The organism is Cellvibrio sp. KY-GH-1 (assembly GCF_008806975.1).
GTDB lineage: Bacteria > Pseudomonadota > Gammaproteobacteria > Pseudomonadales > Cellvibrionaceae > Cellvibrio.
This window is the reverse complement of sequence record NZ_CP031728.1, coordinates 1,036,521-1,059,697: the sequence shown is the minus strand read 5'-3', so window position 1 is coordinate 1,059,697 and position 23,177 is coordinate 1,036,521. Positions and strand designations below refer to the sequence as shown.

General features: G+C 46.8%; 18 protein-coding genes. 6 read left to right on the top strand and 12 right to left on the bottom strand.

What is annotated here, in order from left to right:
• Positions 1–13 precede the first annotated feature (13 nt).
• The 5 genes from narI to D0C16_RS04445 form a co-directional block, all read right to left on the bottom strand.
• Positions 14–703 (bottom strand): respiratory nitrate reductase subunit gamma, encoded by a 690-nt coding sequence (narI, locus tag D0C16_RS04465; RefSeq protein WP_151031194.1) that lies wholly within the window; start codon positions 701–703, stop codon positions 14–16.
• A gap of 11 nt (positions 704–714) precedes the next feature.
• On the bottom strand, positions 715–1,452 hold the full coding sequence (gene narJ / locus D0C16_RS04460; RefSeq protein ID WP_151031193.1) for a nitrate reductase molybdenum cofactor assembly chaperone: 738 nt from the start codon (positions 1,450–1,452) through the stop codon (positions 715–717).
• A 5-nt stretch (positions 1,453–1,457) separates the two neighbouring features.
• Positions 1,458–2,993 (bottom strand): nitrate reductase subunit beta, encoded by a 1,536-nt coding sequence (narH, locus tag D0C16_RS04455; RefSeq protein ID WP_151031192.1) that lies wholly within the window; start codon positions 2,991–2,993, stop codon positions 1,458–1,460.
• 135 nt (positions 2,994–3,128) lie between these two features.
• A complete protein-coding gene (locus D0C16_RS04450) occupies positions 3,129–6,851 on the bottom strand; it encodes a nitrate reductase subunit alpha (protein ID WP_151031191.1) in 3,723 nt (1,240 codons plus the stop codon).
• A 337-nt stretch (positions 6,852–7,188) separates the two neighbouring features.
• A complete protein-coding gene (locus D0C16_RS04445) occupies positions 7,189–7,677 on the bottom strand; it encodes an HPP family protein (RefSeq protein WP_151031190.1) in 489 nt (162 codons plus the stop codon).
• Between the two features lie 187 nt (positions 7,678–7,864).
• Between D0C16_RS04445 and D0C16_RS04440 the strand changes: the two genes are divergently transcribed.
• From D0C16_RS04440 to D0C16_RS04430, 3 genes are read left to right on the top strand one after another with little or no spacing between them, the layout of a single operon-like run.
• Positions 7,865–8,494 (top strand): hypothetical protein, encoded by a 630-nt coding sequence (locus tag D0C16_RS04440; RefSeq protein WP_151031189.1) that lies wholly within the window; start codon positions 7,865–7,867, stop codon positions 8,492–8,494.
• On the top strand, positions 8,494–9,234 hold the full coding sequence (locus D0C16_RS04435; protein ID WP_151031188.1) for an MBL fold metallo-hydrolase: 741 nt from the start codon (positions 8,494–8,496) through the stop codon (positions 9,232–9,234). The genes D0C16_RS04440 and D0C16_RS04435 overlap by 1 nt, the downstream gene beginning before the upstream one ends.
• Before the next feature lie 31 nt (positions 9,235–9,265).
• The gene (locus D0C16_RS04430) at positions 9,266–11,137 is read left to right on the top strand and encodes a histidine kinase (RefSeq protein WP_225318903.1); all 1,872 of its coding nucleotides are present in this window, start codon (positions 9,266–9,268) and stop codon (positions 11,135–11,137) included.
• A 7-nt stretch (positions 11,138–11,144) separates the two neighbouring features.
• Here D0C16_RS04430 and D0C16_RS04425 read toward each other — a convergent pair whose 3' ends face one another.
• The 3 genes from D0C16_RS04425 to D0C16_RS04415 are packed head-to-tail and all read right to left on the bottom strand — an operon-like array spanning position 11,145 to position 13,257.
• A complete protein-coding gene (locus D0C16_RS04425) occupies positions 11,145–11,582 on the bottom strand; it encodes an Rrf2 family transcriptional regulator (RefSeq protein WP_151031187.1) in 438 nt (145 codons plus the stop codon).
• Positions 11,583–11,594: 12 nt separating this feature from the next.
• Positions 11,595–12,779: an NnrS family protein gene (locus D0C16_RS04420; protein WP_151031186.1), complete on the bottom strand. Its 1,185-nt coding sequence runs from the start codon at positions 12,777–12,779 to the stop codon at positions 11,595–11,597.
• Positions 12,772–13,257: a YbaN family protein gene (locus D0C16_RS04415; protein ID WP_151031185.1), complete on the bottom strand. Its 486-nt coding sequence runs from the start codon at positions 13,255–13,257 to the stop codon at positions 12,772–12,774. The genes D0C16_RS04420 and D0C16_RS04415 overlap by 8 nt, the downstream gene beginning before the upstream one ends.
• Positions 13,258–13,401: 144 nt before the next feature.
• Here D0C16_RS04415 and ytfE point away from each other — a divergent pair, with 144 nt between their 5' ends.
• Both ytfE and D0C16_RS04405 read left to right on the top strand, forming a co-directional pair.
• Entirely contained in the window at positions 13,402–14,118 is a 717-nt protein-coding gene (gene ytfE, locus D0C16_RS04410) for an iron-sulfur cluster repair protein YtfE (RefSeq protein ID WP_225318902.1), read from the top strand.
• A complete protein-coding gene (locus tag D0C16_RS04405) occupies positions 14,111–16,429 on the top strand; it encodes a nitric-oxide reductase large subunit (RefSeq protein WP_151031184.1) in 2,319 nt (772 codons plus the stop codon). Before ytfE ends, D0C16_RS04405 begins: the two co-directional genes overlap by 8 nt.
• A gap of 166 nt (positions 16,430–16,595) precedes the next feature.
• Here D0C16_RS04405 and D0C16_RS04400 read toward each other — a convergent pair whose 3' ends face one another.
• The 4 genes from D0C16_RS04400 to D0C16_RS04385 are packed head-to-tail and all read right to left on the bottom strand — an operon-like array spanning position 16,596 to position 22,136.
• Complete coding sequence (locus D0C16_RS04400; RefSeq protein WP_151031183.1) at positions 16,596–17,729, bottom strand: cysteine desulfurase family protein; 1,134 nt, start codon at positions 17,727–17,729, stop codon at positions 16,596–16,598.
• 9 nt (positions 17,730–17,738) lie between these two features.
• Positions 17,739–18,971 carry a hypothetical protein gene (locus D0C16_RS04395; protein WP_151031182.1) on the bottom strand — a complete coding sequence of 411 codons (1,233 nt, stop codon included), beginning with the start codon at positions 18,969–18,971 and terminating at the stop codon, positions 17,739–17,741.
• A 4-nt stretch (positions 18,972–18,975) separates the two neighbouring features.
• Positions 18,976–19,779: an outer membrane lipoprotein-sorting protein gene (locus tag D0C16_RS04390; protein ID WP_151031181.1), complete on the bottom strand. Its 804-nt coding sequence runs from the start codon at positions 19,777–19,779 to the stop codon at positions 18,976–18,978.
• Positions 19,776–22,136, bottom strand: a complete 2,361-nt coding sequence (locus D0C16_RS04385; protein WP_151031180.1) for an RND family transporter — start codon at positions 22,134–22,136, stop codon at positions 19,776–19,778. The genes D0C16_RS04390 and D0C16_RS04385 overlap by 4 nt, the downstream gene beginning before the upstream one ends.
• A gap of 287 nt (positions 22,137–22,423) precedes the next feature.
• Here D0C16_RS04385 and D0C16_RS04380 point away from each other — a divergent pair, with 287 nt between their 5' ends.
• Complete coding sequence (locus tag D0C16_RS04380; RefSeq protein ID WP_151031179.1) at positions 22,424–23,098, top strand: metalloregulator ArsR/SmtB family transcription factor; 675 nt, start codon at positions 22,424–22,426, stop codon at positions 23,096–23,098.
• The last annotated feature ends 79 nt before the right edge of the window (positions 23,099–23,177 follow it).

The window sequence follows — 23,177 nt, the reverse complement described above, 5'->3', positions numbered from 1 at the left end:
TTTACGTTTGCCGTTAATGCCAGGCTTTTTTGCGCACAATTTGATAACGGCGCCCTACGTATTTCACCGGCACGCTAAATACATGAACCAAGCGGCTGAAGGGAAACACCACAAATAAACTCATTCCCAAAAACACATGGAGTTTATAAATCCAGTGTACTGAAGCTATATCGGATGCAGCTTGCGCAGGATCAAAGGTGGCGATGTTTTGTGCCCAGCTCATTAACAACAACATCTCTTCGCCATCGGTATGCTGTGCAGAAATAAAAATAGATCCCAATCCTAATATTAATTGTGCGTAGAGTAGCAGCAATACCGTAATATCCATATTGCTGCTAGTGGCTCGAATACGAGGGTTGAATAAACGGCGACGCAATAGAATGGTTAATCCAATAAAACAAATTACCCCAAAAACGCCACCGAGCGTCATAGCGATAAGTTGTTTATGATGGGCGTGAATGCCAAGCAGATGCCAAACTTCAACGGGTGTTAACAAACCAACAAAGTGACCCAGCAATACCGTAATAATACCTACGTGAAATAAACGGCTACCGGTTTTAAGTTGCTTACTTTCTAACAACTGGCTGGAGCTGGCCTTCCAGGTGTATTGTTCGCGGTCGTAGCGAATCCAACTGGCTATAAAACAAATGATCAGTGCCAGATAAGGGTAAAGACCAAAGAATAATGTGTTGAGATAATTCATAACTGCTCCTATTACCGCGCACTGGCTTGTAAGTTGAGTAATTCATCGACGTTGAGAAATTCGACATGATCACGACTTTGTTGAGGTGTGGGGCGCGAGGTTGAACTGCTGCAGCTATCGGCATTTTTTTCTGCACCGAAATTTACCACTTCATCCTCCCATACTTTATCCAATGCTTCGGGTGTGTCATCGCGTTTTTCTTGCTCCAATTGAGCGTGTAATTCTTCGAGATTCACCTCAACACCGGAGAGCAAAATCAAGCAGTGAAATAGCCCTGCATAGGGGTTGTTGCGTTTTTCCAACCGACAAGCCAGCACCGCTAAAATTGGTGCGACTTCCTCCAAACCGATACGTGCATTTTCTTCGCCTTGAGTGGATAAAAATTCAAGGTACAGGGGTAAATAGTCGGGCAATTCTTTTACGCCTATATCCAAACCGGCATCCCGGTATTGCTGTTGTAGATTCACCATAGCCTGGCCTCTATCGCGCGACTCACCATGAATATGTTCAAACAAATGGAGCGATAATGCGCGTCCACGTTCGAATAAACTGTCATAGTCGGATTGAAGATCTAGCAATGATGTATGTGCGTAGTATTTCAAAAACTGATCGAGATAGTTATGAATTTGTTGTTTGGATTGCAGTGGTGCTTCAATTAGTTGCATACCGATGCGCAGCACTGCTATTAATTCTTCGGAGTTTTGTTCCGGGTAATCCATAAGCAATGATAAAACCGTTAATAATTTCATTAGGACTACTCCTGAATCGATACGGGAATGACTTGGCGAACCCCTTTGGCTTTAGTGCCAAATAAGCTCACATCATTGTTGCCATCGCCACAGCCATTACCAAAACTAAAGCCGCAACTGCTTTTTAAATCGTAGGCATTTTCGGCATAAGCGCGGTGACTGGTGGGAACTACAAAGCGGTCTTCGTAATTGGCGATGGCCATATAGCGATACATTTCCTCTACGGTCACTACATCCAGTCCGACTTGTTTAAGCACTTCCAAATCCTGCACACCATCCACATGTTTGCTGCGCATATAAGCGCGCATAGCAATCATGCGCTCCAGGGCATGTTCAACCGGTTTTTCATCGCCCGCTGTTAATAAATTAGCGAGATAGCGCAGTGGGATACGCAATGATTTTAAATCAGGTATTTCACCATTCATGCCCACATGGCCCGCTTGCGCAGCGTTTTGAATGGGTGATAGTGGAGGGATATACCACACCATGGGCAAGGTGCGATATTCAGGATGGAGCGGCAGTGCGACTTGCCAATCCACCGCCATTTTGTAAACAGGTGAACGCTGAGCCGCATCCAACCAAGCTTGCGGAATGCCTTCAGCTTGCGCTGCTGCAATAACACCTGGGTCATTGGGGTCTAGAAAAATATCCAGCTGCGCTTGATACAAATCTTTTTCACTGGCCACACTGGCGGCTTCAGCAATGCGATCAGCATCGTATAAGAGCACGCCTAAGTAGCGAATGCGGCCGACACAGGTTTCCGAGCAAACAGTGGGTTGACCTGCTTCAATACGTGGATAACAGAAAGTACATTTTTCTGATTTTCCGCTTTTCCAGTTGTAATAGATTTTTTTGTAGGGGCAGCCGGATACACACATGCGCCAGCCGCGACATTTGTCTTGGTCGATTAATACAATGCCGTCTTCTTCGCGTTTATAAATCGCCCCGGAAGGGCAAGAGGCAACACAGGCCGGGTTTAAGCAGTGCTCACACAACCTCGGCAAATACATTAAAAAAGTTTTTTCAAATTGACCATAAATTTCGGTTTGCACTACATCATCGAAATTTTTGTCTTTTCTACGCTTGGCGAATTCGGTGCCGAGAATTTCCTCCCAGTTTGGCCCCCAATTAATTTTTTCCATGCGTTGACCAGTAATTAATGAGCGGGGGCGGGCGGTAGGCTGATGCTCACTTTTGCCTGCGGTGTGCAGGTGTTGGTAATCAAAGTCAAAAGGTTCGTAATAATCATCAATTTCCGGAAGATTCGGATTGGCGAAAATATTAGCAAGCACCCGCAATTTGCCACCGATACGCGGTGTTAATTTTCCGTCAGCGCTACGCTGCCAGCCGCCTTTCCATTTGTCCTGATTTTCCCACTCTTTGGGGAAACCAACGCCGGGTTTGGTTTCTACGTTGTTAAACCAGGCGTATTCCACGCCTTCGCGTGAAGTCCATACATTTTTGCAAGTAATAGAGCAGGTGTGGCAACCGATACATTTATCCAGGTTCAACACCATGCCAATCTGGGCACGAACTTTCATTTTTTTTGCCTCTGTAAATTCGAGAAATTTTTTGGGGAAGACCCCCCTCCTAGCCTCCCCCCTTCATAAGGGGGAGGAATGGAACCCCCTCCTGAATGGTTCCTTCCCTTTTTTAAGGGGATGGTTAGGGTGGGGTTAAGGTGTATCTAACCAATCCACTTCTTTCATTTTTCTCACTACAACAAATTCATCACGGTTGCAGCCAACGGTACCGTAGTAGTTAAAACCGTAAGCCTGTTGTGCGTAGCCACCAATCATATGCGTAGGTTTCATAATCGCGCGGGTCACTGAGTTGTGCATTCCACCGCGGGTTTTAGTCAGCGACGAACCGGGCATATTAATAATGCGCTCCTGGGCGTGATACATCAGGCTCATGCCTTCCGGCACCCGCTGCGATACCACCGCACGGGCGGCAATAGCGCCGTTAACGTTAAACACATCGATCCAATCGTTGTCTTCAATGCCGGCGGCTTTGGCATCCACTTCGCTGAGCCATACAATCGGGCCGCCGCGCGACAGGGTCAGCATTAACAAATTGTCGCTATAGGTACTGTGAATGCCCCATTTTTGATGTGGCGTAATCCAGTTCAAAATAATTTCTTTGTTGCCGTTAGGTGTGCGGTTCATCACCGGGCCAACGGTTTTTAAATTGACCGGCGGTTTGTAACAACACAACTGCTCGCCAAAATCGCGCATCCATTCATGATCCTGATAAAACTGCTGGCGGCCGGTGACGGTGCGCCATGGAATTAATTCATGCACGTTGGTGTAGCCCGCGTTGTAGGAGACGTGTTCGTCTTCAAGGCCCGACCAGGTAGGTGCAGAAATAATTTTGCGCGGTTGGGCAACAATATCGTGGAAGCGAATTTTTTCGTCTTCTTTCGGTTTGGCTAAATGGGTGTGATCGCGCCCGGTAATTTTTGAAAGGGCATCCCAGGCTTTTACCGCAACGTGGCCGTTGGTTTCCGGTGCGAGCGATAAAATTACTTCGCAGGCATCAATCGCCGTTTCAATTTTTGGCCGCCCTTGATGCGCACCTTCTTCAGTATGAGTGCGATTTAATTTGCCGAGAAATGCGACTTCCTCTTTGGTATCCCATTTAATGCCTTTGCCACCGTTGCCGAGTGATTCAAGTAATGGCCCTAGTGAAGTGAAACGTTTATAGGTGTTGGGGTAATCGCGTTCTACCACCACCATATTGGGCATGGTCAGACCTGGAATGGCTTCACATTCACCTTTCCACCAGGCTTTAACGCCGTAGGGTTGGGCGAGTTCTTCGGGTGTGTCGTGCATCATGGGTTGGGTAACAAAATCTTGTTCTACGCCCAAATGACCTTCGCATAATTCCGAGAATTTTTTGGCAATGCCTTTGAAAATATCCCAGTCGCTGCGCGATTCCCACACCGGATCAATTGCTTTGGTGAGCGGATGAATAAACGGATGCATATCCGAAGTATTCATGTCGTCTTTTTCATACCAGGTGGCGGTAGGTAAAACGATATCGGAATACAAACAGGTGGTGGACATTCTAAAATCCAATGTCACCAGCAAATCGACTTTGCCTTCTGCACCTTCATGGTGCCATTTCACATCTTCCGGTTTTTTACCGTCTGCGCCCAAATCTTTACCGAGCAAACCGTGTTTGGTGCCGAGTAAATGGTGCAGCATATATTCGTGCCCCTTACCGCTGGAGCCTAATAAATTAGAACGCCAGATAAACATATTGCGCGGGAAGTTTTGTGGCGAGTCAGGGTCCTGGCAGGCGAATTCCAATTTGCCGGATGTTAATTGCTCCACCACATAGTCTTTAGGCGATTTACCGGCAGCTTGTGCGGCAGCCACAATACGCAGTGGGTTGGTGGCCAGTTGTGGTGCAGATGGCAGCCAGCCCATGCGCTCGGCGCGCGCATTAAAATCGATAATGCTGCCGCTCCATTTTTCTTTATTTGCCAGCGGCGAAACCACTTCGCTCATGTCCAACTTTTCATAGCGCCATTGGCTGGCGTGATTATAAAAAAAGGATGTGCCGTTCATTTGGCGCGGCGGACGCTGCCAATCCAAACCGAATGCAAGAGGGAGCCAGCCATTCTGTGGGCGCAATTTTTCTTGCCCTACATAGTGCGCCCAACCACCGCCGCTTTGACCCACACAGCCACACATCATGAGCATATTGATCAAGCCGCGGTAATTCATATCCATGTTGTACCAGTGGTTGAGGGCGGCGCCCACAATCACCATAGAGCGCCCGTGAGTTTTGTCGGCGGTACGCGCAAACTCGCGCGCAACACGAATGACATCGGCGCGTGCTACACCGGTAATTTTTTCTTGCCATGCGGGAGTGTAGGGCGCGTCGTCATCAAAACTTTTTGCGACATTGTTATCGCCCAAACCATTATCGACACCGTAGTGAGCAACCATTAAGTCAAAGACACTGGCTACCCATGCAGATTCGCCGTTTGCGAGCAACACTTTGCGCGCGGGCACTTTGCGTAATTGAATATCACTGTGATCAGTGTGTTTAAAATAATTGTACTCATGTTCATTGCCGCCAAAGTAGGGGAAGGCGACATCCAGAATTTCATCGCAGTGATTTTTTAGTGATAAATGCACATCTACTTCTGCACCACTTTTTCCATCGCGCTGTTCAAGGTTCCATTTCCCCTGTTGGCCCCAGCGATAACCGATTGATCCGTTAGGGCTGATCAATTCCTGTGTTTGTGCATTGATTGCAATGGTTTTCCAATCGGGATTATTTTCTTGCCCAAGGTTATCAACCAAATCGGCTGCGCGTAAAAAACGCCCCTGAGTTAATTTGTCGCCTTGCTGTTCCAACATGACTAGCATCGGCATGTCGGTATATTGTTTGACGTAGTTAGTGAAATAGCTGCTGGGTTTTTCGATATGAAATTCTTTAAGAATGACATGACCAAACGCCATGCCGAGTGCAGCGTCGGTGCCTTGTTTGGGCGCGAGCCAGGTGTCGCCAAATTTGGATGCTTCGGAATAGTCGGAAGTAATGACACAGGTTTTGGTGCCCTTGTAGCGCACCTCAGAAAAAAAGTGTGCATCAGGTGTTCGTGTTTGGGGGACGTTGGAACCCCAGGCAATAATGTAATTGGAGTTGTACCAGTCGGCAGATTCCGGCACGTCTGTTTGCTCGCCCCACACTTGTGGCGATGATGGAGGTAAGTCGCAATACCAATCGTAAAAACTTAAACAGTTGCCACCAATCAAGGATAAATAACGTGAACCGGCGGCGTAAGACACCATCGACATGGCGGGGATGGGTGAGAAGCCGTTGATGCGATCAGGGCCATAGGTTTTAGCGGTGTAAACATTAGAGGCGGCAATAATTTCATTCACTTCGCCCCAGTGCGCGCGTACAAATCCACCCAAGCCGCGTCGGGATTTATATTTTTTTGCACGCGTTTCATCTTCAACAATGGAAGCCCAAGCTTGTACAGGGTCGCAATATTCTTGCCGGGCTTCGCGCCACAACTCAATTAATGCCTGACGCACTTTGGGATATTTCAAACGGTTAGCGCTGTAAATATACCAGGAGTAACTTGCGCCCCGCGGGCAGCCGCGCGGTTCATGATTAGGTAAGTCGGGGCGGGTGCGTGGATAATCTGTCTGCTGGGTTTCCCAAGTGATCAGCCCGTCTTTCACATAAATTTTCCAGCTACAAGAACCGGTGCAATTTACGCCGTGTGTTGAACGCACAATTTTATCGTGCTGCCAACGCTGACGATAACCTTGTTCCCAAGAGCGATCCTCATCAGTGGTAACGCCATGCCCATCAGCGAAGGGTTCTTGACGTTTTTTAAAAAAACGTAATTTGTCGAATAGATGACTCATTCTATGGCAGCTCCTAAAAGTGTGCGCGTTACTCCATTACTGACACAACGGCGTTATGTTAATGGTGCGCATTCGGTTCACGGTTGACACAGGAATACTGCGCCATTCATGCGCTCCCTGCCAGAGAGTGAAAAGTGCTGGAAAGCCGTTCATCTACCACTAAATGAGTATTTGTATTTGTTGTCTAACTCATTGAATTTATTGAATGTTTAGTTATTGTGGGTAAGGCGTGTGAGGCTAAAAAATAAGCCTCAGTACAGAAGGGGTACTCCAATAAAAAGGCCGCTCCATAATGCTGGTAGCGGCCCGGATAAATCGGTGTAGAAAACGCCAATAATTAACTCTGGTTGAGGGCGGCGAGTACATCCATAGCCGTGATAACACCGACCACTTTATTGTTGTCGGTTACAAAAACGCGGTGTATGTGCTGGTCAAGAAGTATCTTCGCCACTGACTTTATTGATTCGCCCTGGTCAATCGCAATGACCTCATGATTCATAATTTGATGAACGGTACAATTTTTATCGGCATCCTTTACCCATGATCGCAGCACTTCCTCATTTATTTCCTGACCGCAACTATCCCGATAGTGGTTGCGCAAGGCATTACCTTTGTCGCGCTCGTTGAGATTATTGAATTTAAAAACATCGCTTACGCTGACCACACCAACTAATTCGTGATCTGAGGCTATGACGGGAGCGGCAGAAATCTTACGGTTAATAAAAAAGTCCGCCAAACGGCTAATAGTCCAGCCCTCGTAAGCAGTTAATAAGGTGTTGCTCATAATATCCTTGGCGCAAGAGATGCTAGTGTTGGTAGTATTCATATTGAAGCCTCTTGTTGTTTGATTGGCACTAGGTAATAGAGCTTATCGGCTAAAATAATGTTTTTGGCAATTTCCCTGAATGGCTAGAGGGGAGCAATAAAATACCTCTCAATAGGTATCTATGGCTCGATTGAATTAAGTCCCCATCGCCACTAATTTAAGCAACGTTCGACTCAGTCGTTATACTGTGATTGCTGCTAATCAATCTCTACAAGTTTATATTATGGTTTATGCTTCTATGAACAATAACGATTTAGCCTTAATTGTACGAGTTAATGAAGATATTAAAAAAATCGTTCGATTGGCTAGTAAAATTAATATCCTAGCGCTTAATGCGATTCTGGTGTCGCGTCGCGCTGGGGATGTCGCTCTTGGTTTTGGTGTTATATCTGATGAATTACGTAAATTCAGTAAAGAACTTACGGATATTATGAACAATTTGACTGTGCTGTCCTATGAGTCAGTGCAGGTTGTAAGCCAGCATCAACGTTATCTTCGTATCAACCACCTTCTGACATTGGCGCGAGATAATAGCGACGCTCAGTTCATTGAGGCGCAGTTATTCAACAGTAATAAACATGCATTGGTGTTGAAAAATAATTTACGTCAAGGCTATCAATTACTGAGTAAATTAATAAATGATGCCGATGATAGTAGTCGTTTTGGAAGTGTTATTTCACGTTCATTGAAAATTGAAGCTACTTATGGTGGCCAATTTTCTATTTTGTTATCACAAATTGCAGATGAGTTTTCTGATTATATAGATGCAATTCATCCGCTCATCAATGAATTAAAATTTTACTTTAGAGAGAAATAATGAAACGAGCAAAGCTTATTTTTCAAGAGGGAAATCACACTTGGCATGTGATCGCACGCGATCCACAAAAGCCTAATTATTTAATAGACACTAATGAATACCTAATTAGCTATAACAATCAGTCGATTCTTACCGATCCTGGCGGCTTGGAAATTTTCCCTTCGGTTTTTGCGGCAATTTGTTCTGCCAAAAACCCGGAGGAAATTGTGGCGATTTTTGCATCGCATCAAGATCCTGACATCATATCTTCGCTATCGCTTTGGCTGGAATTTAATCCTGCCTTGCCTTGTTATCTTTCGTGGCTATGGATGGAATTTATCCCGCATTTTGGCGGAAATGAAGATACTTTTGTTGCTATTCCTGATCAGGGTATAGCCATCCCTTTAAATGATTTGACCTTGCAAGCTATTCCTGCCCATTATTTGCATTCATCTGGGAATTTCAATTTGTATGACCCCATAGCTAAAATATTGTTTTCTGGTGATATTGGTGCGGCATTGTTGCCACATGACGAAACTGATGTATATGTGCGTGACTTTGATAAAGTTGTTAAGGCTGCTGAAGGTTTTCATCGGCGCTGGATGGGATCTAATGATGCAAAGTTGGCATGGTGTGAGCGCGTTAGCAAGCTGCATATTGATATGATGTGCCCACAACATGGCGCTATCTTTCAAGGTAAGGATGTGGAAAGATTCATTAATTGGTTTTCAGAGTTGAAAGTTGGAGTGCTGCGCACCTAGCTAAATAGCTCTTATTTATTGAAGCTGCCCTATGATTTCATCTACACCTAAATCTTCCATTATTGTTCGTGTCAGCGTGGCGCTTGCTGGGATTGTTGTCTTAGGCATGAGCACTATGCTGATTTCCTATTGGTTGTCAGAGCGTGCTGAAAATGATTCCCTGGCGATTAATGTTGCTGGCTCCTTGCGTATGCAAAGTTATCGTTTGGGCTTGCTGGCATTGGATGACACGCCTGATGCGGTGCAATGGCTAAGTGCACAACAGAAAATTGATGAAACCTGGCGCAATCCGGTATTTATTCCTTTTTTGCACGATAAGCCAAAGATCAGTGAGTTATATACCCGTGCAGCTGACAATTGGCGCGAACAGTTATTGCCGGAGTTTGACCGGGTTAAGCAAAAACAAAGCTCTTTGACCGATCAACAGTTACAAATCCTGTTGGATGAGCATATCCAGTTATTGGACGCGCTGGTGCAAACTATTCAGCAGGATGCAGAACAGAAGGTGCGCAGTTTTCGCTTGGTACAAATCATCGCTCTGTTTGCAACCTTGTTGGTATCGGCATTAGTGATGTATTCGCTGAGAGTCAAAGTAGAGCAGCCACTCAATCAATTGACGGCGATGGCCAAACGAATTGCCCAAGGTGATTTCAGCCATCAAATACCGGTAGTTAGCCAAGATGAATTGGGTGTTCTTGCCAGTACCTTTAATCTTATGAGCCGCTCAATCGCCAATAGTTATGATCATCTTGAGCAACAAGTGGATGAAAAAACCCAAGAGTTGCAACAGTCCAATAACGCGCTGCAGTTTTTATATGAAACCGCCAAGTTCATTATTGAGCACAATCCTCAGGGTATTAATTACGATGAAATAATTTCCCGTTTAGGGAAAACTATCAACGTGTCCGACCTTGAATTATGTTTAATGACCACTGAGGGTAATAGCCCGTACCTGCAAATAAAACCGGCGAGTGAAATTAACGCAGAGTTGTGCAAAAAACAAAACTGTTCGAAATGTTTGTCCAGCCGGGGCGTAGTAGAAAAAACGGATGGAGCGGCGATTTATCGTTTTCAGCTGAATCGCAATGAGCGACATTATGGGTTGATAGTGTGTCGGGTAAAGGAACGAAAATTATTGTCGCCATGGCAAGAGCAACTAATCCAATCCACTACCGATCAATTAGCAATTGGGATGAGTTTAAAAACCGATGAAGATCAATCGCGTCGTTTGGCGGTGTTGCAAGAGCGCAATGCTATTGCACGCGAGTTACATGATTCCCTTGCACAGGCTCTCTCTTACTTAAAAATTCAGGTAACTCGCCTCAATAAAGCGATTGATAGGGAAGATAAAATCACTATGGAAGATGTGGCTGGTGAGCTGCATGAAGGGTTAAATAATGCTTATCGCCAATTGCGTGAATTATTAACTACCTTCCGTTTGAAAATTGACGGCAGCGGTTTAAAGGCTGCTCTTGAGTCCAGTATTGAGCAGCTGCGTGCGCAGAACTCGATAAATATTCACTTCGATTTTGCTTTAAGTAATATTCCACTCACACCCAATGAAGAAATTCATTTACTGCAAATTATTCGTGAGGCCAGTCAAAATGCCATCCATCATAGCGGTGGAAAAAATGTGGACATTCGTTTATGGCAAAATGCGGATCAGGCGATTAGTTTAGCCATCGCGGATGACGGTGTAGGCCTTTCTGTCGCACCGGAAAAAATCAATCATTATGGTCTGGCCATTATGAAAGAGCGTGCCAAACACTTGGGTGGCGAGTTAATGCTATCTAACCGTGCGAGCGGAGGCGTATTGGTCAGTTTTGATTTTGTACCCGACTTTATAAAAATTCGACAAAAAAGTGGAATTATTACTTCCGATGTATTGAATGGCTTGCCGTAAGCATTGATTAGCTGATCCGCAACAATTTAATCAATGCTGGTTGTTTTTGTTTTGGCAGTAGATCAGCCAGAGTGTACTGATCGAGCACTGCAAAAAAAGCTTCCAATGCTGCTGCAAATACACTTTTAAGATGGCATGCGGGTGTGATGGTGCAGCCCTGGGCTCCAGTGAAACACTCTACTATTGCTAGATCTTGTTCTGTGTCACGCACCAGGCCACCGATATTAATATCTTCAGCGCGACCATTTAACCGCAGCCCGCCATTCTTCCCCCGCACTGCGATCAAATAACCTTTGGCGTTGAGTTCTTGAACCACTTTCATCAAATGGTTTTTGGAAATGTCGTAGCTCTCTGCAATTTCGCCAATAGTAGAAATTTCTTCACCCTTGAGTGCTACGTACATAAGTACGCGCAGTGAATAATCGGTATAACGGGTTATGTGCATAGATTTCTCTTCTTATCCGGGGCGGCCATCTGCGCGTGGGCGGGTGAGTATTGGCCAATAAATCAAGGTAAATGTGGCAAAGGCGAGCGACCAGCCTGTAGCGGCCACTAACAATCCTATGCGGTAATCCAGTAGTTGTAATGCGGCTAATACACGAGCCAATGCCGCTAGTGTAATAGCCACGTAAATCGCTATTGCAAACCGGGGTAGGGTGAGTGTGCGGCCGGTGTGCCCGAGGGCTACACGGGTCATTACTCCCAGAATCAGGGCTCCCATGGCGCCGACTCCCAGTGCATGTTGCCAAGCGGTAGGGGCGGCGAGATTAAAGGCTGCGGCGCTCTTGAGCAAGAGTGCGACAACAATCCAGCCATAGCCGAGGTGGAGAATCCACAACAGCGGTTCTCCCGCAGTACGCCAGCCTGACCAGCCGATCAAACGTAAGGCATTGAGTGCACCTGCAATTAAGGCCATAACGCCGGTTAACCAAGAAGTGCCGGTGAAAAAGTCGGCGGGAACTAACAACAGTGTAGCGATGAGTGCGGCGCGATCCAGAACAGCGAATGATTTTACGCACTCACTTTGAATGCCTTGATTGCGCAGCCAGTTAATCGTAAAGAGAGGAATAATTCGGCCACCAATCACAATCATCATCAGGGTAATTAAACCCAGTGACATTAATTCACCACGCCGTAACCATAGTGGGTCACTGGTGATAAATCCGATATGCATCATTACATTAGCGAGGCTCAGCAATAACAAAATTGCCGCAATGGGTAAATTGCGTTTATTTCCATGCCGCAATAATACGCGGGTCATATAGATAGCCATCATGGGCATAAATAATAAATCAACCGCCGCTGCTATACCCACTGGCCACCAGCTTGCTGTCCACATGGCAACGCGGCCTGCGAACCAGATTATTATCAGTGCGAGTAATGCTATGCCCTGTAAGGGGGTTGCGCCAGTCCAGTTGCATACGGCCGTCAACAAAAAACCGGCGATAGCCATTGGAATCAAACCAAATAACATTTCATGGCTGTGCCAGTGTACTGGCGACCATCCCAATGGCAGCGAAAGTCCACCATACAAAAAGCTCATCCAGACAATAACAGTAATAACTCCATAAATACCCGTGAGTAAAAAGAATGGGCGGAAGGGATGTGCAAGAATCGATTGTGATTGAAAAAAATTACTCATGAAAAACCTCTGGATCGGCATAGGCGCGAATATCGCTGTAAACCTTGCATCCTTTGTACAGGATAATGTTGTCGGGAGTCATGCAATCTTCATCTTGTGGCGAGGGACGCGTAAAAATAAAAATTCCGATCGCGCCAAATAAACACAAGGTGACACTGATAGTCGCCCAGTGAACTCCCCAAAATATTAATAACAGCCAACTGGAAGCAAGCATCACTATTGCCAATCCTTTAGCGGAGGAGGGAATTGCCCGATCTTGTTGCCATGCGCGCAGGGGCTTACTTAACTTTGGGTGAGTGGTTAACCAGTGGTGTAAGCGCGGTGAGCCCTTTGCGGCAGACCATGCTGACAATAATAGAAACGGTGTAGTAGGCAGTAGTGGAGTCACTATACCAACCATACCGATCAGCAATGATAAGCATGCAAGCACAAGGTAACCGGCTTTTACAGGCTGCGGCAGTGTGGAGTAGGCAGGCATTCTCAGTTTCTCTTTCATCTATAGCGCGAAGTGGACGGTATTAAAATCTTTACCTTTAAACATGTATTCATTTTACATCTTTATAAGATGCATTTACAATACATCTTAACTGGGTTGTTTGGCAGAGTTGCCGGGTTCCCCTTAATGACCGTCGTTTTATTGCAGCCGGAGAGTGACATCATGACTATTACCGACCAAAGCCTTGGCCAACTTGCACGGAGTATTCCGGGGGCCACCGCGATTTTTCATAAATACCAGTTGGACTTTTGTTGCGGTGGAAAGAAGAGCTTGCGTGATGCTGCAAGTGACCGCGACTTAAATTTAGAAGCGCTCACTGCCGAGTTAGAGGTGCTGCAATCACTGCAGCCAGCGGAACAAGAGTGGGCAAATGTGCCGGATATTGAGTTGATCGAACACATTCTCACTCGTTATCACGATGTGCATCGTCAACAACTTCCGGAACTGATTCGCCTTGCCCAGCGAGTGGAGTTGGTTCATGGCGGGCATGCCGAGTGCCCTGCAGGTTTGACGCAACTTTTGGAAACCATGCTGCAAGAGCTGGAAAACCACATGCAGAAGGAGGAGCAAATTCTGTTTCCGATGATTAGCCGTGGCATTACTGGCATGGCTGTCCAACCCATTGCGATGATGCGCCGCGAACACGACGATCACGGGGCTGCACTCGCGGATATTGATCACATCACAAGCGGTATTGTTATACCCAAGGGCGCATGTAATACCTGGCGCGCACTCTATCTGGGATTAGAAACCTTAAAGGCGGATCTGATGGATCATATTCATCTTGAAAACAATATTTTATTTGATCGAATTGATGGTGCTCTGGAGGTGAATCATGGGTGAGTATCGCAAGCTGTGGTTTATCTTAATTGGTGTGCTCGCCGTTACCTTTTCACTGCTCGGTTATTTTGGCACCGAGGTTTATCGCAATGCACCACCAATCCCAGCACAGGTTGTCAGTGAAAGTGGTGAAGTATTGATGACTCACGATTCTATTCTGGATGGGCAAACGGCGTGGCAATCTGTTGGCGGCATGCAACTGGGTTCGATCTGGGGGCATGGCGCTTATCAGGCACCGGATTGGACTGCGGATTGGTTGCATCGCGAATTACTGAACTGGCTGGAGTTAGCCGCACAAGATGCTTTTGGTAAAGCCTATGCTGACTTGGATGGCGCGCAACAAAACGCGCTGCAATACGATTTAAAAATTGCTTATCGCACGAATACCTATAGTGCAGATACAGACAGCGTATTCATCTCAGCCCGGCGCGCGCAGGCAATTGCGCAAACCGCAGACTACTATCAGCGGTTATTCAGTGATGCCCCAGAGCTACAAAAAACGCGTGAAAATTATGGGATGAAAGAAAACACTCTGCCTGACCCTGAGCGACGCGAACGCATGGCAGAGTTTTTCTTTTGGACCGCATGGGCAGCAGCTACCGAGCGCACACCGGGTGAGGCGACTTACACTAATAACTGGCCCCATGAACCGCTGATCGACAACAGGCCCACAGCGGAAAATATTGTGTGGTCAATTGCCAGCGTTGTCTTGTTAGTTTTAGGTGTAGGCGCTCTGGTATGGGCATGGGCGTTTTTGCGCAAAGAAAATGAGGAGGAGACCGTTGCACCAGATGTCGATCCTATTACAACCTTTGCCGTCACGCCTTCGCAGCGCGCATTGGGAAAATATCTATTTGTTGTAGTCGCTCTCTTTACTTTCCAGGTTTTTCTGGGCGGGTTCACCGCGCATTACACTGTGGAAGGGCAAACGTTTTACGGCATTAATGTGTCTGAGTGGTTCCCTTATTCGCTGGTACGTACTTGGCACATTCAGGCAGCCATGTTTTGGATTGCTACTGGTTTTCTCGCGGCTGGATTATTCCTTGCGCCAATTATTAACGGCGGTAAAGATCCTAAGTATCAAAAGCTAGGGGTGGATATTCTCTTCTGGGCGTTGATTGCAGTGGTGGTGGGTTCGTTTATCGGTAATATCCTTGCCATCGCACATAGCATACCGACCAATCTAAGTTTCTGGTTTGGTCACCAAGGTTATGAGTACGTTGATTTGGGCAGAGTGTGGCAAATAGGAAAGTTTATTGGAATTTTACTCTGGTTATTTTTAATGATGCGCGGTATTACCTCGGCGTTAAGACAACCTGGCGATAAAAATTTATTAGCTTTGTTAACCGCATCTGTTGTCGCCATTGGATTATTTTACGGCGCCGGTTTGTTCTACGGTGAACGCACACATCTCTCTGTAATGGAGTATTGGCGTTGGTGGGTTGTGCATCTTTGGGTTGAAGGTTTTTTTGAAGTGTTTGCAACCGCTGCACTCGCGTTTATCTTCTGCAGTATGGGGTTGGTATCGCGGCCCATGGCAACGGCGGCCACGCTGGCATCGGCATCGTTATTTATGTTGGGCGGCGTGCCGGGCACTTTTCATCATCTGTACTTTTCTGGCACCACTACGCCGGTAATGGCCGTGGGGGCAACCTTTAGTGCACTCGAAGTCGTACCGCTTGTAGTGCTAGGTTATGAAGCTTGGGAAAACTGGCGCTTGAAAAATCGCGCACTCTGGATGCAACAAATAAAATGGCCCTTGACCTTTTTTGTCGCGGTTGCATTTTGGAACATGCTCGGTGCGGGTGTGCTTGGATTTATGATCAACCCGCCGATCGCGCTTTACTATGTGCAAGGTTTAAATACTACACCCACTCATGCCCATGCAGCTTTGTTTGGCGTGTATGGATTCCTGGCGCTGGGTTTCTCGCTGTTAATCCTTCGCTATATTCGCCCGCAATTAGTGTTTAGCGATAGATTAATGAAAGTGGCGTTTTGGTGGATGAACATAGGTTTGGCACTAATGCTGTTCACCAGCTTACTGCCAGTGGGGATTATCCAGTTTGTTGCAAGTGCTTCCGAGGGGTTGTGGTACGCACGCAGTGAATCATTTATGCAGTCAGATTTACTCGTGACCTTGCGCTGGGTCCGCACGTTCGGTGATGTCGTATTTATCGTGGGTGCTTTAGCCGTGAGTTGGCAGGTTGTGCTGGGTTTATTGTCCTCATCAAAAGGCAGTGTGTTAACAATCGATCCAGCTAAGACGCCTGAAAATAAAGACACTGTGTGCTGCGGTAGTTGTGGCGGTAAATAGGGTGCAACAGTTAAGCCTTAAGCCGGATATTGAGTTTAATGTCTGGCTTACCTTAATGTCATATGATGATTGACTTCTCGTCAATGAAAAGTGACTAGCATCTTAGCGTACTTTTTATGTAGTGTATTAGCGATGTGAACAAGGCAACGCCCAAAAAAATTTTGTATTACTGAGTACTAATCGCCCTCCAGCTGCTCGTTAAAATTTGACTGGCTTGTTTAATTTCGTCTTCAGTTGTTGATACGCCGACCGACAATCTTACTGAACCGCGCGCGCGGTCAGCCGATACACCTATTGCTGCCAATACCCCACTCACTGCATCCCCATGAGAATGACAGGCTGATCCCACCGAAGCGGCTACACCTCCTGCATTATCAAGAAGCGCGCGACCACTGACGCCGGGGAACGAAATATTAAGCGTGTTAGGCAGTCTGAATTCAGGATGACCATTCAATGCGAGACCAGGAATTTCAGTACTCAGGCGTGAATGTAATTCATCACGTATTTCTCTTAAAAATTGTTCGGCTTCTGGCAATCGATTCGCTGCCAAGCGCGCTGCTTCGCCCAGTGCCGCCACGGCAATTACGTTCTCCGTTCCAGGGCGCAGATTTCGTTCATGACCGGCGCCGTACATGATGGAATTTATCGGGGTACCTTCACGCACATACAAGGCGCCTACACCTTTCGGGGCATAAAACTTGTGGCCTGCAATTGTCAGTGCATCCACACCAAGTTCGTTCACATCAACTGGCACTTTTCCGATCGACTGCGCTGCATCCACATGCAACAGCACACCGTGCTTACGCGCGATCTGTGAAATATCTGCAATCGGTTGAATGGTTCCAATCTCATTATTGGAATGCATGATGCTAATCAGGGCAGTATCGGGACGAATTTTTTCTGCCAATACTTTCAGATCAACTAATCCACTGGCATCCACAGGCAGTATCGTTAGCTCCCAACCTTCTCGTTGCAATTGTAAACACGGTTGCATAACAGCGGGATGTTCAATAGCACTGGTAATAATGTGCTTTTTATTATTACAGGCACGTGCCATACCGAGGATGGCGAGGTTATTGGATTCCGTAGCACAGCCTGTGAAAATGATTTCGGATGGGTTAGCAGAAATTAAGTGGGAAACATGTGCACGTGCTTGCTGAACTATTTCATTGGCGCGACGACCATAGTCGTGGCTGGATGATGGATTACCAAATTCTGTCAGACACTGTGTAATGACGTTAATCACTTCCGGTGCGATAGGTGTTGTTGCGTTGTAATCAAGATAGATTGGCGTAGTCATAAGAAACCTTTAATAAGCGAAACGCAGAGTCAGGTAGATATTATCGTTGCGATCAAACGCACCGAACATTCCCTGCTGATTTCCGGAAAAAATATTGGTCCCGATTTCGCCCCAGAGATGATCGTTAAAGGCGTATCGGACTGTGGATTGTAAAAATCGGTCGCTATCGCTTAATCCCCAATAACTGAACAGATTAAACGTTAATGTCTGGTGTAAAAAAAATTGGGTGAAGCGCACTGTGGCAACCCTGTTCCATTCTTCTTTTGCGGCGGCAGCTGTTGGCACCGTAGCGAGATAAATTGAATAATTTTCCATGCGTTCAACATAAAACTGCACGCCCAGAGTAGCGTCAGTCCAGACTTGACGGGAATATCCGGTTAAGAGACGGCTTTGGCTATTTTGAATAAATGGATTGGAGCCTGCCGAGTCTTCCGGTGAATGGTAATAACCCGCCTCAAGATTGAATACGCCATTTTGTATCTGCCCCGTGGCGCTCGCGCCGACAGTATTGAGTCGCGGATAGGACACCAATGTGCCTGAATCATTGGGGTGATAGGCAGGGCTACGCCAATAACTTCGGGAGGCATAACCACTGACATCCCACCCTGAAAAATTGCGCGATACTTTTGCGGCGTATTCCAGTTCGTCCGGTTGATCATCCGGTGTTTGAAAAAAAATTGGAGACGGCATTTGCGGCATTTGTACGTCGAATCGCTGTGCCTCAGGCGCATGGTCTGCGTCAAATCGGGCGATCACCGTTTCAATCGTGGTTGCTCCCGGATACCAATCAAATTTAATGGCATCCGTTGGGAGCTTAAGGAAATCCATCGGCATGCCACCAAAATAGGCATTCCAGTCTTTGGCGAATATGTCGTTGATAAACAACATATCGCCGGTGCCCCAGGTAATCATCTGACGTCCGGTGCGCAGTTGGGTTGCATCACCAGCCCAATCCCAATAAATTTCTCGGGCGTTCAAGTCAGTTTCATCAAACACGAAATCGTGAATTAATTCGATGTTGGCAGTGAACGAATGCTGACTATCTCGCCATGATTTTTCAGCTTTTACCTGGCCACGTAATTCCGAAAATGGTATTTCGCAATCTGTGGTGGAGCATGAATCTGTGTCAGTGCGCACCGCTGAGTGGTATTGCACCATGCCGTTAATGTCGGCATGTAATTGCATACTGCCTAGCAAGAGCAAACAACCCGACAAAAACGTTCCGGTTTTTCTAAACAGCATGGGTTTACTTCACCCACTGTTGTGGTGGATTACGCAGATACCGTTCCGTAAAAATATCAGCCTCTAATCCAATGTTGTAAGCGATTTCGTCATATACCACTTCAGTGCGATAACCCGTTTCCAGATTTTTCATAGTGCGCGCCGTAATGGTCCAGACGTCGGAGACTTGTTCCACTTTCACTGCACTGAATACGCGTGATGGCCGATTGCGCAAATCAAAATATTCTTCACTCAAGGGCAGCAAGCGTTCTCTATCAATTAACGACACGCGACGACTGTAGTCGATGGCTTTTACCGGCTTACTTTCAATGCGGTAAACCGGACGTCCTTCAAACACTTCTTCGCCCACCAATGTATGGCTTTCATCGGCAACTTCTCTACCGGATACGTCTTCGTAAGTGAAATCGGAACCAACAAACGATGAGCGCTTGTCATCAGAAGCAATGCGTTTCACCAATTTAATGGCAGGTACAAAAATCCAGCGATCATCTTCTTTGCCTGGAAATTTTTGCACAAGGAAAGCCGTTCCTTTCACATCAGTCGGGCGATGAAAATAGGTGTAATAACGTTGCTCACCACCCGCAAGATTGATTCGCAGCATCGTCATTTCACGCTCACGAACATCGCCTTTGGGATTGATCAATTTCATGCTGACTTTTGTACGCATGTCATTGCCCGCGTAGTAGGTCGCATCCAGTGACTGTTGCACAATTTGCGTAGGCTCTATTGCCATGCATATCGATGGCGTCAATACGGCACTGAGAACAAATAAGCTGCGTTGGGTCAGTGTTTTTACCAGGGAAATCATGCGCGCTCTCCGACAGAGGGTGTTGCAGAAAGAGTTGAAGGTGAATGGTCAGATGTGGACGTGGTGAACAGCCAGCCTTGCAATAACAAAATCAATGCGGGCAAATACAATAAAGTGACTAGTGCGCTGACGAGCATCATACTCACGATGAATGCGCCCACAGTGATGTAAGGCGTAAGTGGGGCAAACATCATTACCGAAAAGGCGGCGGCAAAAAGAATAGCGTTACGCATAATGCCTTTGCCGGGCCGTGCAGCAGTCCAGCGCAAATTGTCCGCCAGTGATTCACCGGTCGCGGCGGTTTCCGTTATACGCTGACGCAAACGGCTGATGAAATGGATCGAGAAATCCACCGCCATGCCCAGCGACAAACATGACAAGACCGAAATCGGCATATCAAAATCTTTGCCCGAGAAGCCAATCACGGCGTAAATCAACATGATGGTAAACAGTAGCGGGATATACCCGACAATCGCCCACTTGATTGAGCGGAAATTGATAGCCAGCAGAATAAATACTACCAGCAATGCCAGGACAAATCCCTTCAGCATGTCCCAGAGCACCTCATCATTCCACACCACATTGAAGTAGGCAGTTCCTGCGGGTTTGAATTCGAGGTTTATCGGATTTTCGTGTTGGTATTCTTCTACGGCATGGATGACATTGCGCATTGCCCCCGCATCCCAGGTTTTTAATTGCAGCCAGATGTTGGCCTGCTGGAAGGGATAGTCCACCACGTTGTCCAGATCCGATTGTTTCGCGGACATGCCGAACAAAAACAGGTATTGGGCAATGGTGTCAGCGTCAGTCGGAATTACTTCATAATCCTGAGCGTCCTCATGGAGTACACGGTTAATACGTTTTACGTAATCGACAATCGAAAACGTTTTTCCAACCTCTGGCATGGATTCGAGATGCCTTTGCAAACCATCAATGTATTGCAGGCTTTCCGGTGTTTTGATGCCATCCGCATTGGGTGAAATGGCAACGATGTATCCGGATGCGGTACCACCGAGTGATTCATTGATCTTCTCATCGGCGATGCGTACTTCACTGTTGTGGGTAAACCATTTCACCAAATTGTTATTGATCGTTATCTGTGTAATACCGACTGCGGAAACAACAGTCAGCAACAAACCCAGCATGACATTTTTTTTCGGATGGGTGACCGCCACATCCGCCAGATTCTGTAACCAGCTTTTTTTGGATTGCTGTTTGTGCGTTTCGCGTGCGACGGCGGAAAGGATTTTTTTCTCGTTAATCGATATCAGTAAGGCAGGGATGAGCGTGAAGCTGAGGAGACGCAGCAGCAAGGTGCCAAATACAATGACGCCGCCAAATACTTTAACGGGAATAATTTCCATGAAAAGCAATACGGCAAATCCGGCGGCGGTTGCCAGTGCGGTATAACGCACCGGGCGACTGACCGCGTCCATGGTCTCGTGGATTGCTTGTTGTTTATTGCCACCCTGACGGAAGCGGTGATAAAACTCGTTAAAAATATGGATGCTGTCCGTTGCAATGGCCATTAAAAATACCGGTGCCATGGAACTCATAATGTGCACCGGAAATCCCAACCCGATCAGTAATCCCATACTGCAAATGATACTGGCCATGGCCACCGCCATCATCGACATTGCAAGGGACAAACTGCCAAACATCCACAGAATGGCAATAAACATGATCATGCCCGCGATGGGCGCAAATAATCCCATCATGGTGAACATGTCTGCACCGAAGGTATCCCTGACTACCGGGTCTCCAGCCACGTAAAAATCATCGCCTTCGCCCTGGCTTGTAATGATGTCGCGAATCTTGTCCGCAACTTGTTTGCCATTAGCGCCATCCTCCAGCGGTATATAGAGCGCGGCCATGGTCTCGTCACTGGAAATTATCCGGTCCGCAAATAACGGGTTACCAATCAGTTTGGCCCGGAACGCAGACAACTCTTCAGGGGTGTTGGGGGCCTCGGCCATTAGCGGGGCGATATCCAAGCCTTCACCGTCCGCACTGATATGGTCGATGGTGTTAAAGCTCACCAAATCACGCGCGGCGACTCCGTCAATCGAAAGGATTTGTTCGGTAACAACATGGATTTTCTTGAGGGTGTTGGTATTGATTACCCCTTTTTCGTTATGAATCGCCACCACGATTGTGTCTTCATACAACCGGAATGTCTGTTCAATCCCGTCATTCCAGACCCGCACGGGGGAGTCATGGGGCAACATGTTTTTCGGGTTGGTATCCAGTGTGATCCTGGGAAACTGGGTACAGAAGAGCGCAGTAATCAGTAAGGTAGCGACAAAAATCCACCGGGGATGGTGGGTCGCGAATTCCACTAGGGTGTGTTTACGCATATCGACAAGGAGTCCTTTAAGCCACGCCTGCTTATTCAATATTTGGCAAGAGTAGCGTCATTATTTGATATTCAATTATTTAATTGAATGCTTGACTAGAATATCCATCTCACATAGATTGTCAAGGAACGGGCTTCGGCGTCATAAAGTTAGTGATGGCTTTAGGCGCTTTTTTATGGGTAACAACGCTATTTTTGGGTGAATTTGTGCTTGAGCGGTAGATAGCTATTTGAGGATTGTCGCCTGGAACCTATAATTCAAGCGATCAATTGATAAATGGAAAATCTATGACTTCTTCTTGCCGGCAATTTAAAGATTCGCTGTATGAGCAACTGGCTCGTATTGGAAAAGCGTTGGCTAGCCCGATCCGCCTTGAGTTGCTGGATGTGTTAAGCCAGGGGCCGCGAACCGTTGAGTCAATCGCCAAAGAAATTAACCAGAGCATTGCGAATACGTCCCAGCATTTGCAGGTATTGCGCGCGGCGCGCGTAATCGATTCGGAACGCAATGGGGTAAATATCATTTACCGGCTTGCGGATCAGGAAGTCCTAGGGCTTTGCGGCATCCTTCGGCGAGTCGGAGAAACCCGGTTGCTGGAAGTTCGCGCGGTGACAGACGCATTTTTGCGTGATCGCGGTGTGCTGGAAAAAACAGATAAAAACACGTTGCTTGAGCGCGTAAAGCGCGGCGAAGTAACGGTATTGGATGTGCGTCCAACTGAAGAATTTATGGCGGGCCATATCCCTGGTGCTCTGTCGGTTCCACTGGAAGCGCTGGAGCAGAAAATTACTGAATTGCCGCCAGGCCGTGAAATTGTTGCTTACTGTCGTGGACCACTGTGTGTCATGTCGATAGAAGCCGTGAATTTGCTGAACCAAAAAGGTTATCAGGCTACACGCTGGGAAGAAGGTGTCGCTGATTGGGTGGCCAGAGGTTTTGCTATACAAACAGGTGCTGCTTAAAAGGAAAGTCGGTAAGCGATTGCGCTAAGCGATAGCAAAGTTCCTTTTGATCGGTACCTGCAATAACCACCAGGAAATC

What these genes read in the sequence shown, in the direction of transcription:
- narI (WP_151031194.1), bottom strand. Translation starts at nt 703, where the DNA reads ATGAATTATCTCAACACATTATTCTTTGGTCTTTACCCTTATCTGGCA.
- narJ (WP_151031193.1), bottom strand. Translation starts at nt 1,452, where the DNA reads ATGAAATTATTAACGGTTTTATCATTGCTTATGGATTACCCGGAACAA.
- narH (WP_151031192.1), bottom strand. Translation starts at nt 2,993, where the DNA reads ATGAAAGTTCGTGCCCAGATTGGCATGGTGTTGAACCTGGATAAATGT.
- D0C16_RS04450 (WP_151031191.1), bottom strand. Translation starts at nt 6,851, where the DNA reads ATGAGTCATCTATTCGACAAATTACGTTTTTTTAAAAAACGTCAAGAA.
- D0C16_RS04445 (WP_151031190.1), bottom strand. Translation starts at nt 7,677, where the DNA reads ATGAATACTACCAACACTAGCATCTCTTGCGCCAAGGATATTATGAGC.
- D0C16_RS04435 (WP_151031188.1), top strand. Translation starts at nt 8,494, where the DNA reads ATGAAACGAGCAAAGCTTATTTTTCAAGAGGGAAATCACACTTGGCAT.
- D0C16_RS04430 (WP_225318903.1), top strand. Translation starts at nt 9,266, where the DNA reads ATGATTTCATCTACACCTAAATCTTCCATTATTGTTCGTGTCAGCGTG.
- D0C16_RS04425 (WP_151031187.1), bottom strand. Translation starts at nt 11,582, where the DNA reads ATGCACATAACCCGTTATACCGATTATTCACTGCGCGTACTTATGTAC.
- D0C16_RS04420 (WP_151031186.1), bottom strand. Translation starts at nt 12,779, where the DNA reads ATGAGTAATTTTTTTCAATCACAATCGATTCTTGCACATCCCTTCCGC.
- D0C16_RS04415 (WP_151031185.1), bottom strand. Translation starts at nt 13,257, where the DNA reads ATGCCTGCCTACTCCACACTGCCGCAGCCTGTAAAAGCCGGTTACCTT.
- ytfE (WP_225318902.1), top strand. Translation starts at nt 13,402, where the DNA reads ATGACCGTCGTTTTATTGCAGCCGGAGAGTGACATCATGACTATTACC.
- D0C16_RS04405 (WP_151031184.1), top strand. Translation starts at nt 14,111, where the DNA reads ATGGGTGAGTATCGCAAGCTGTGGTTTATCTTAATTGGTGTGCTCGCC.
- D0C16_RS04400 (WP_151031183.1), bottom strand. Translation starts at nt 17,729, where the DNA reads ATGACTACGCCAATCTATCTTGATTACAACGCAACAACACCTATCGCA.
- D0C16_RS04395 (WP_151031182.1), bottom strand. Translation starts at nt 18,971, where the DNA reads ATGCTGTTTAGAAAAACCGGAACGTTTTTGTCGGGTTGTTTGCTCTTG.
- D0C16_RS04390 (WP_151031181.1), bottom strand. Translation starts at nt 19,779, where the DNA reads ATGATTTCCCTGGTAAAAACACTGACCCAACGCAGCTTATTTGTTCTC.
- D0C16_RS04385 (WP_151031180.1), bottom strand. Translation starts at nt 22,136, where the DNA reads ATGCGTAAACACACCCTAGTGGAATTCGCGACCCACCATCCCCGGTGG.
- D0C16_RS04380 (WP_151031179.1), top strand. Translation starts at nt 22,424, where the DNA reads ATGACTTCTTCTTGCCGGCAATTTAAAGATTCGCTGTATGAGCAACTG.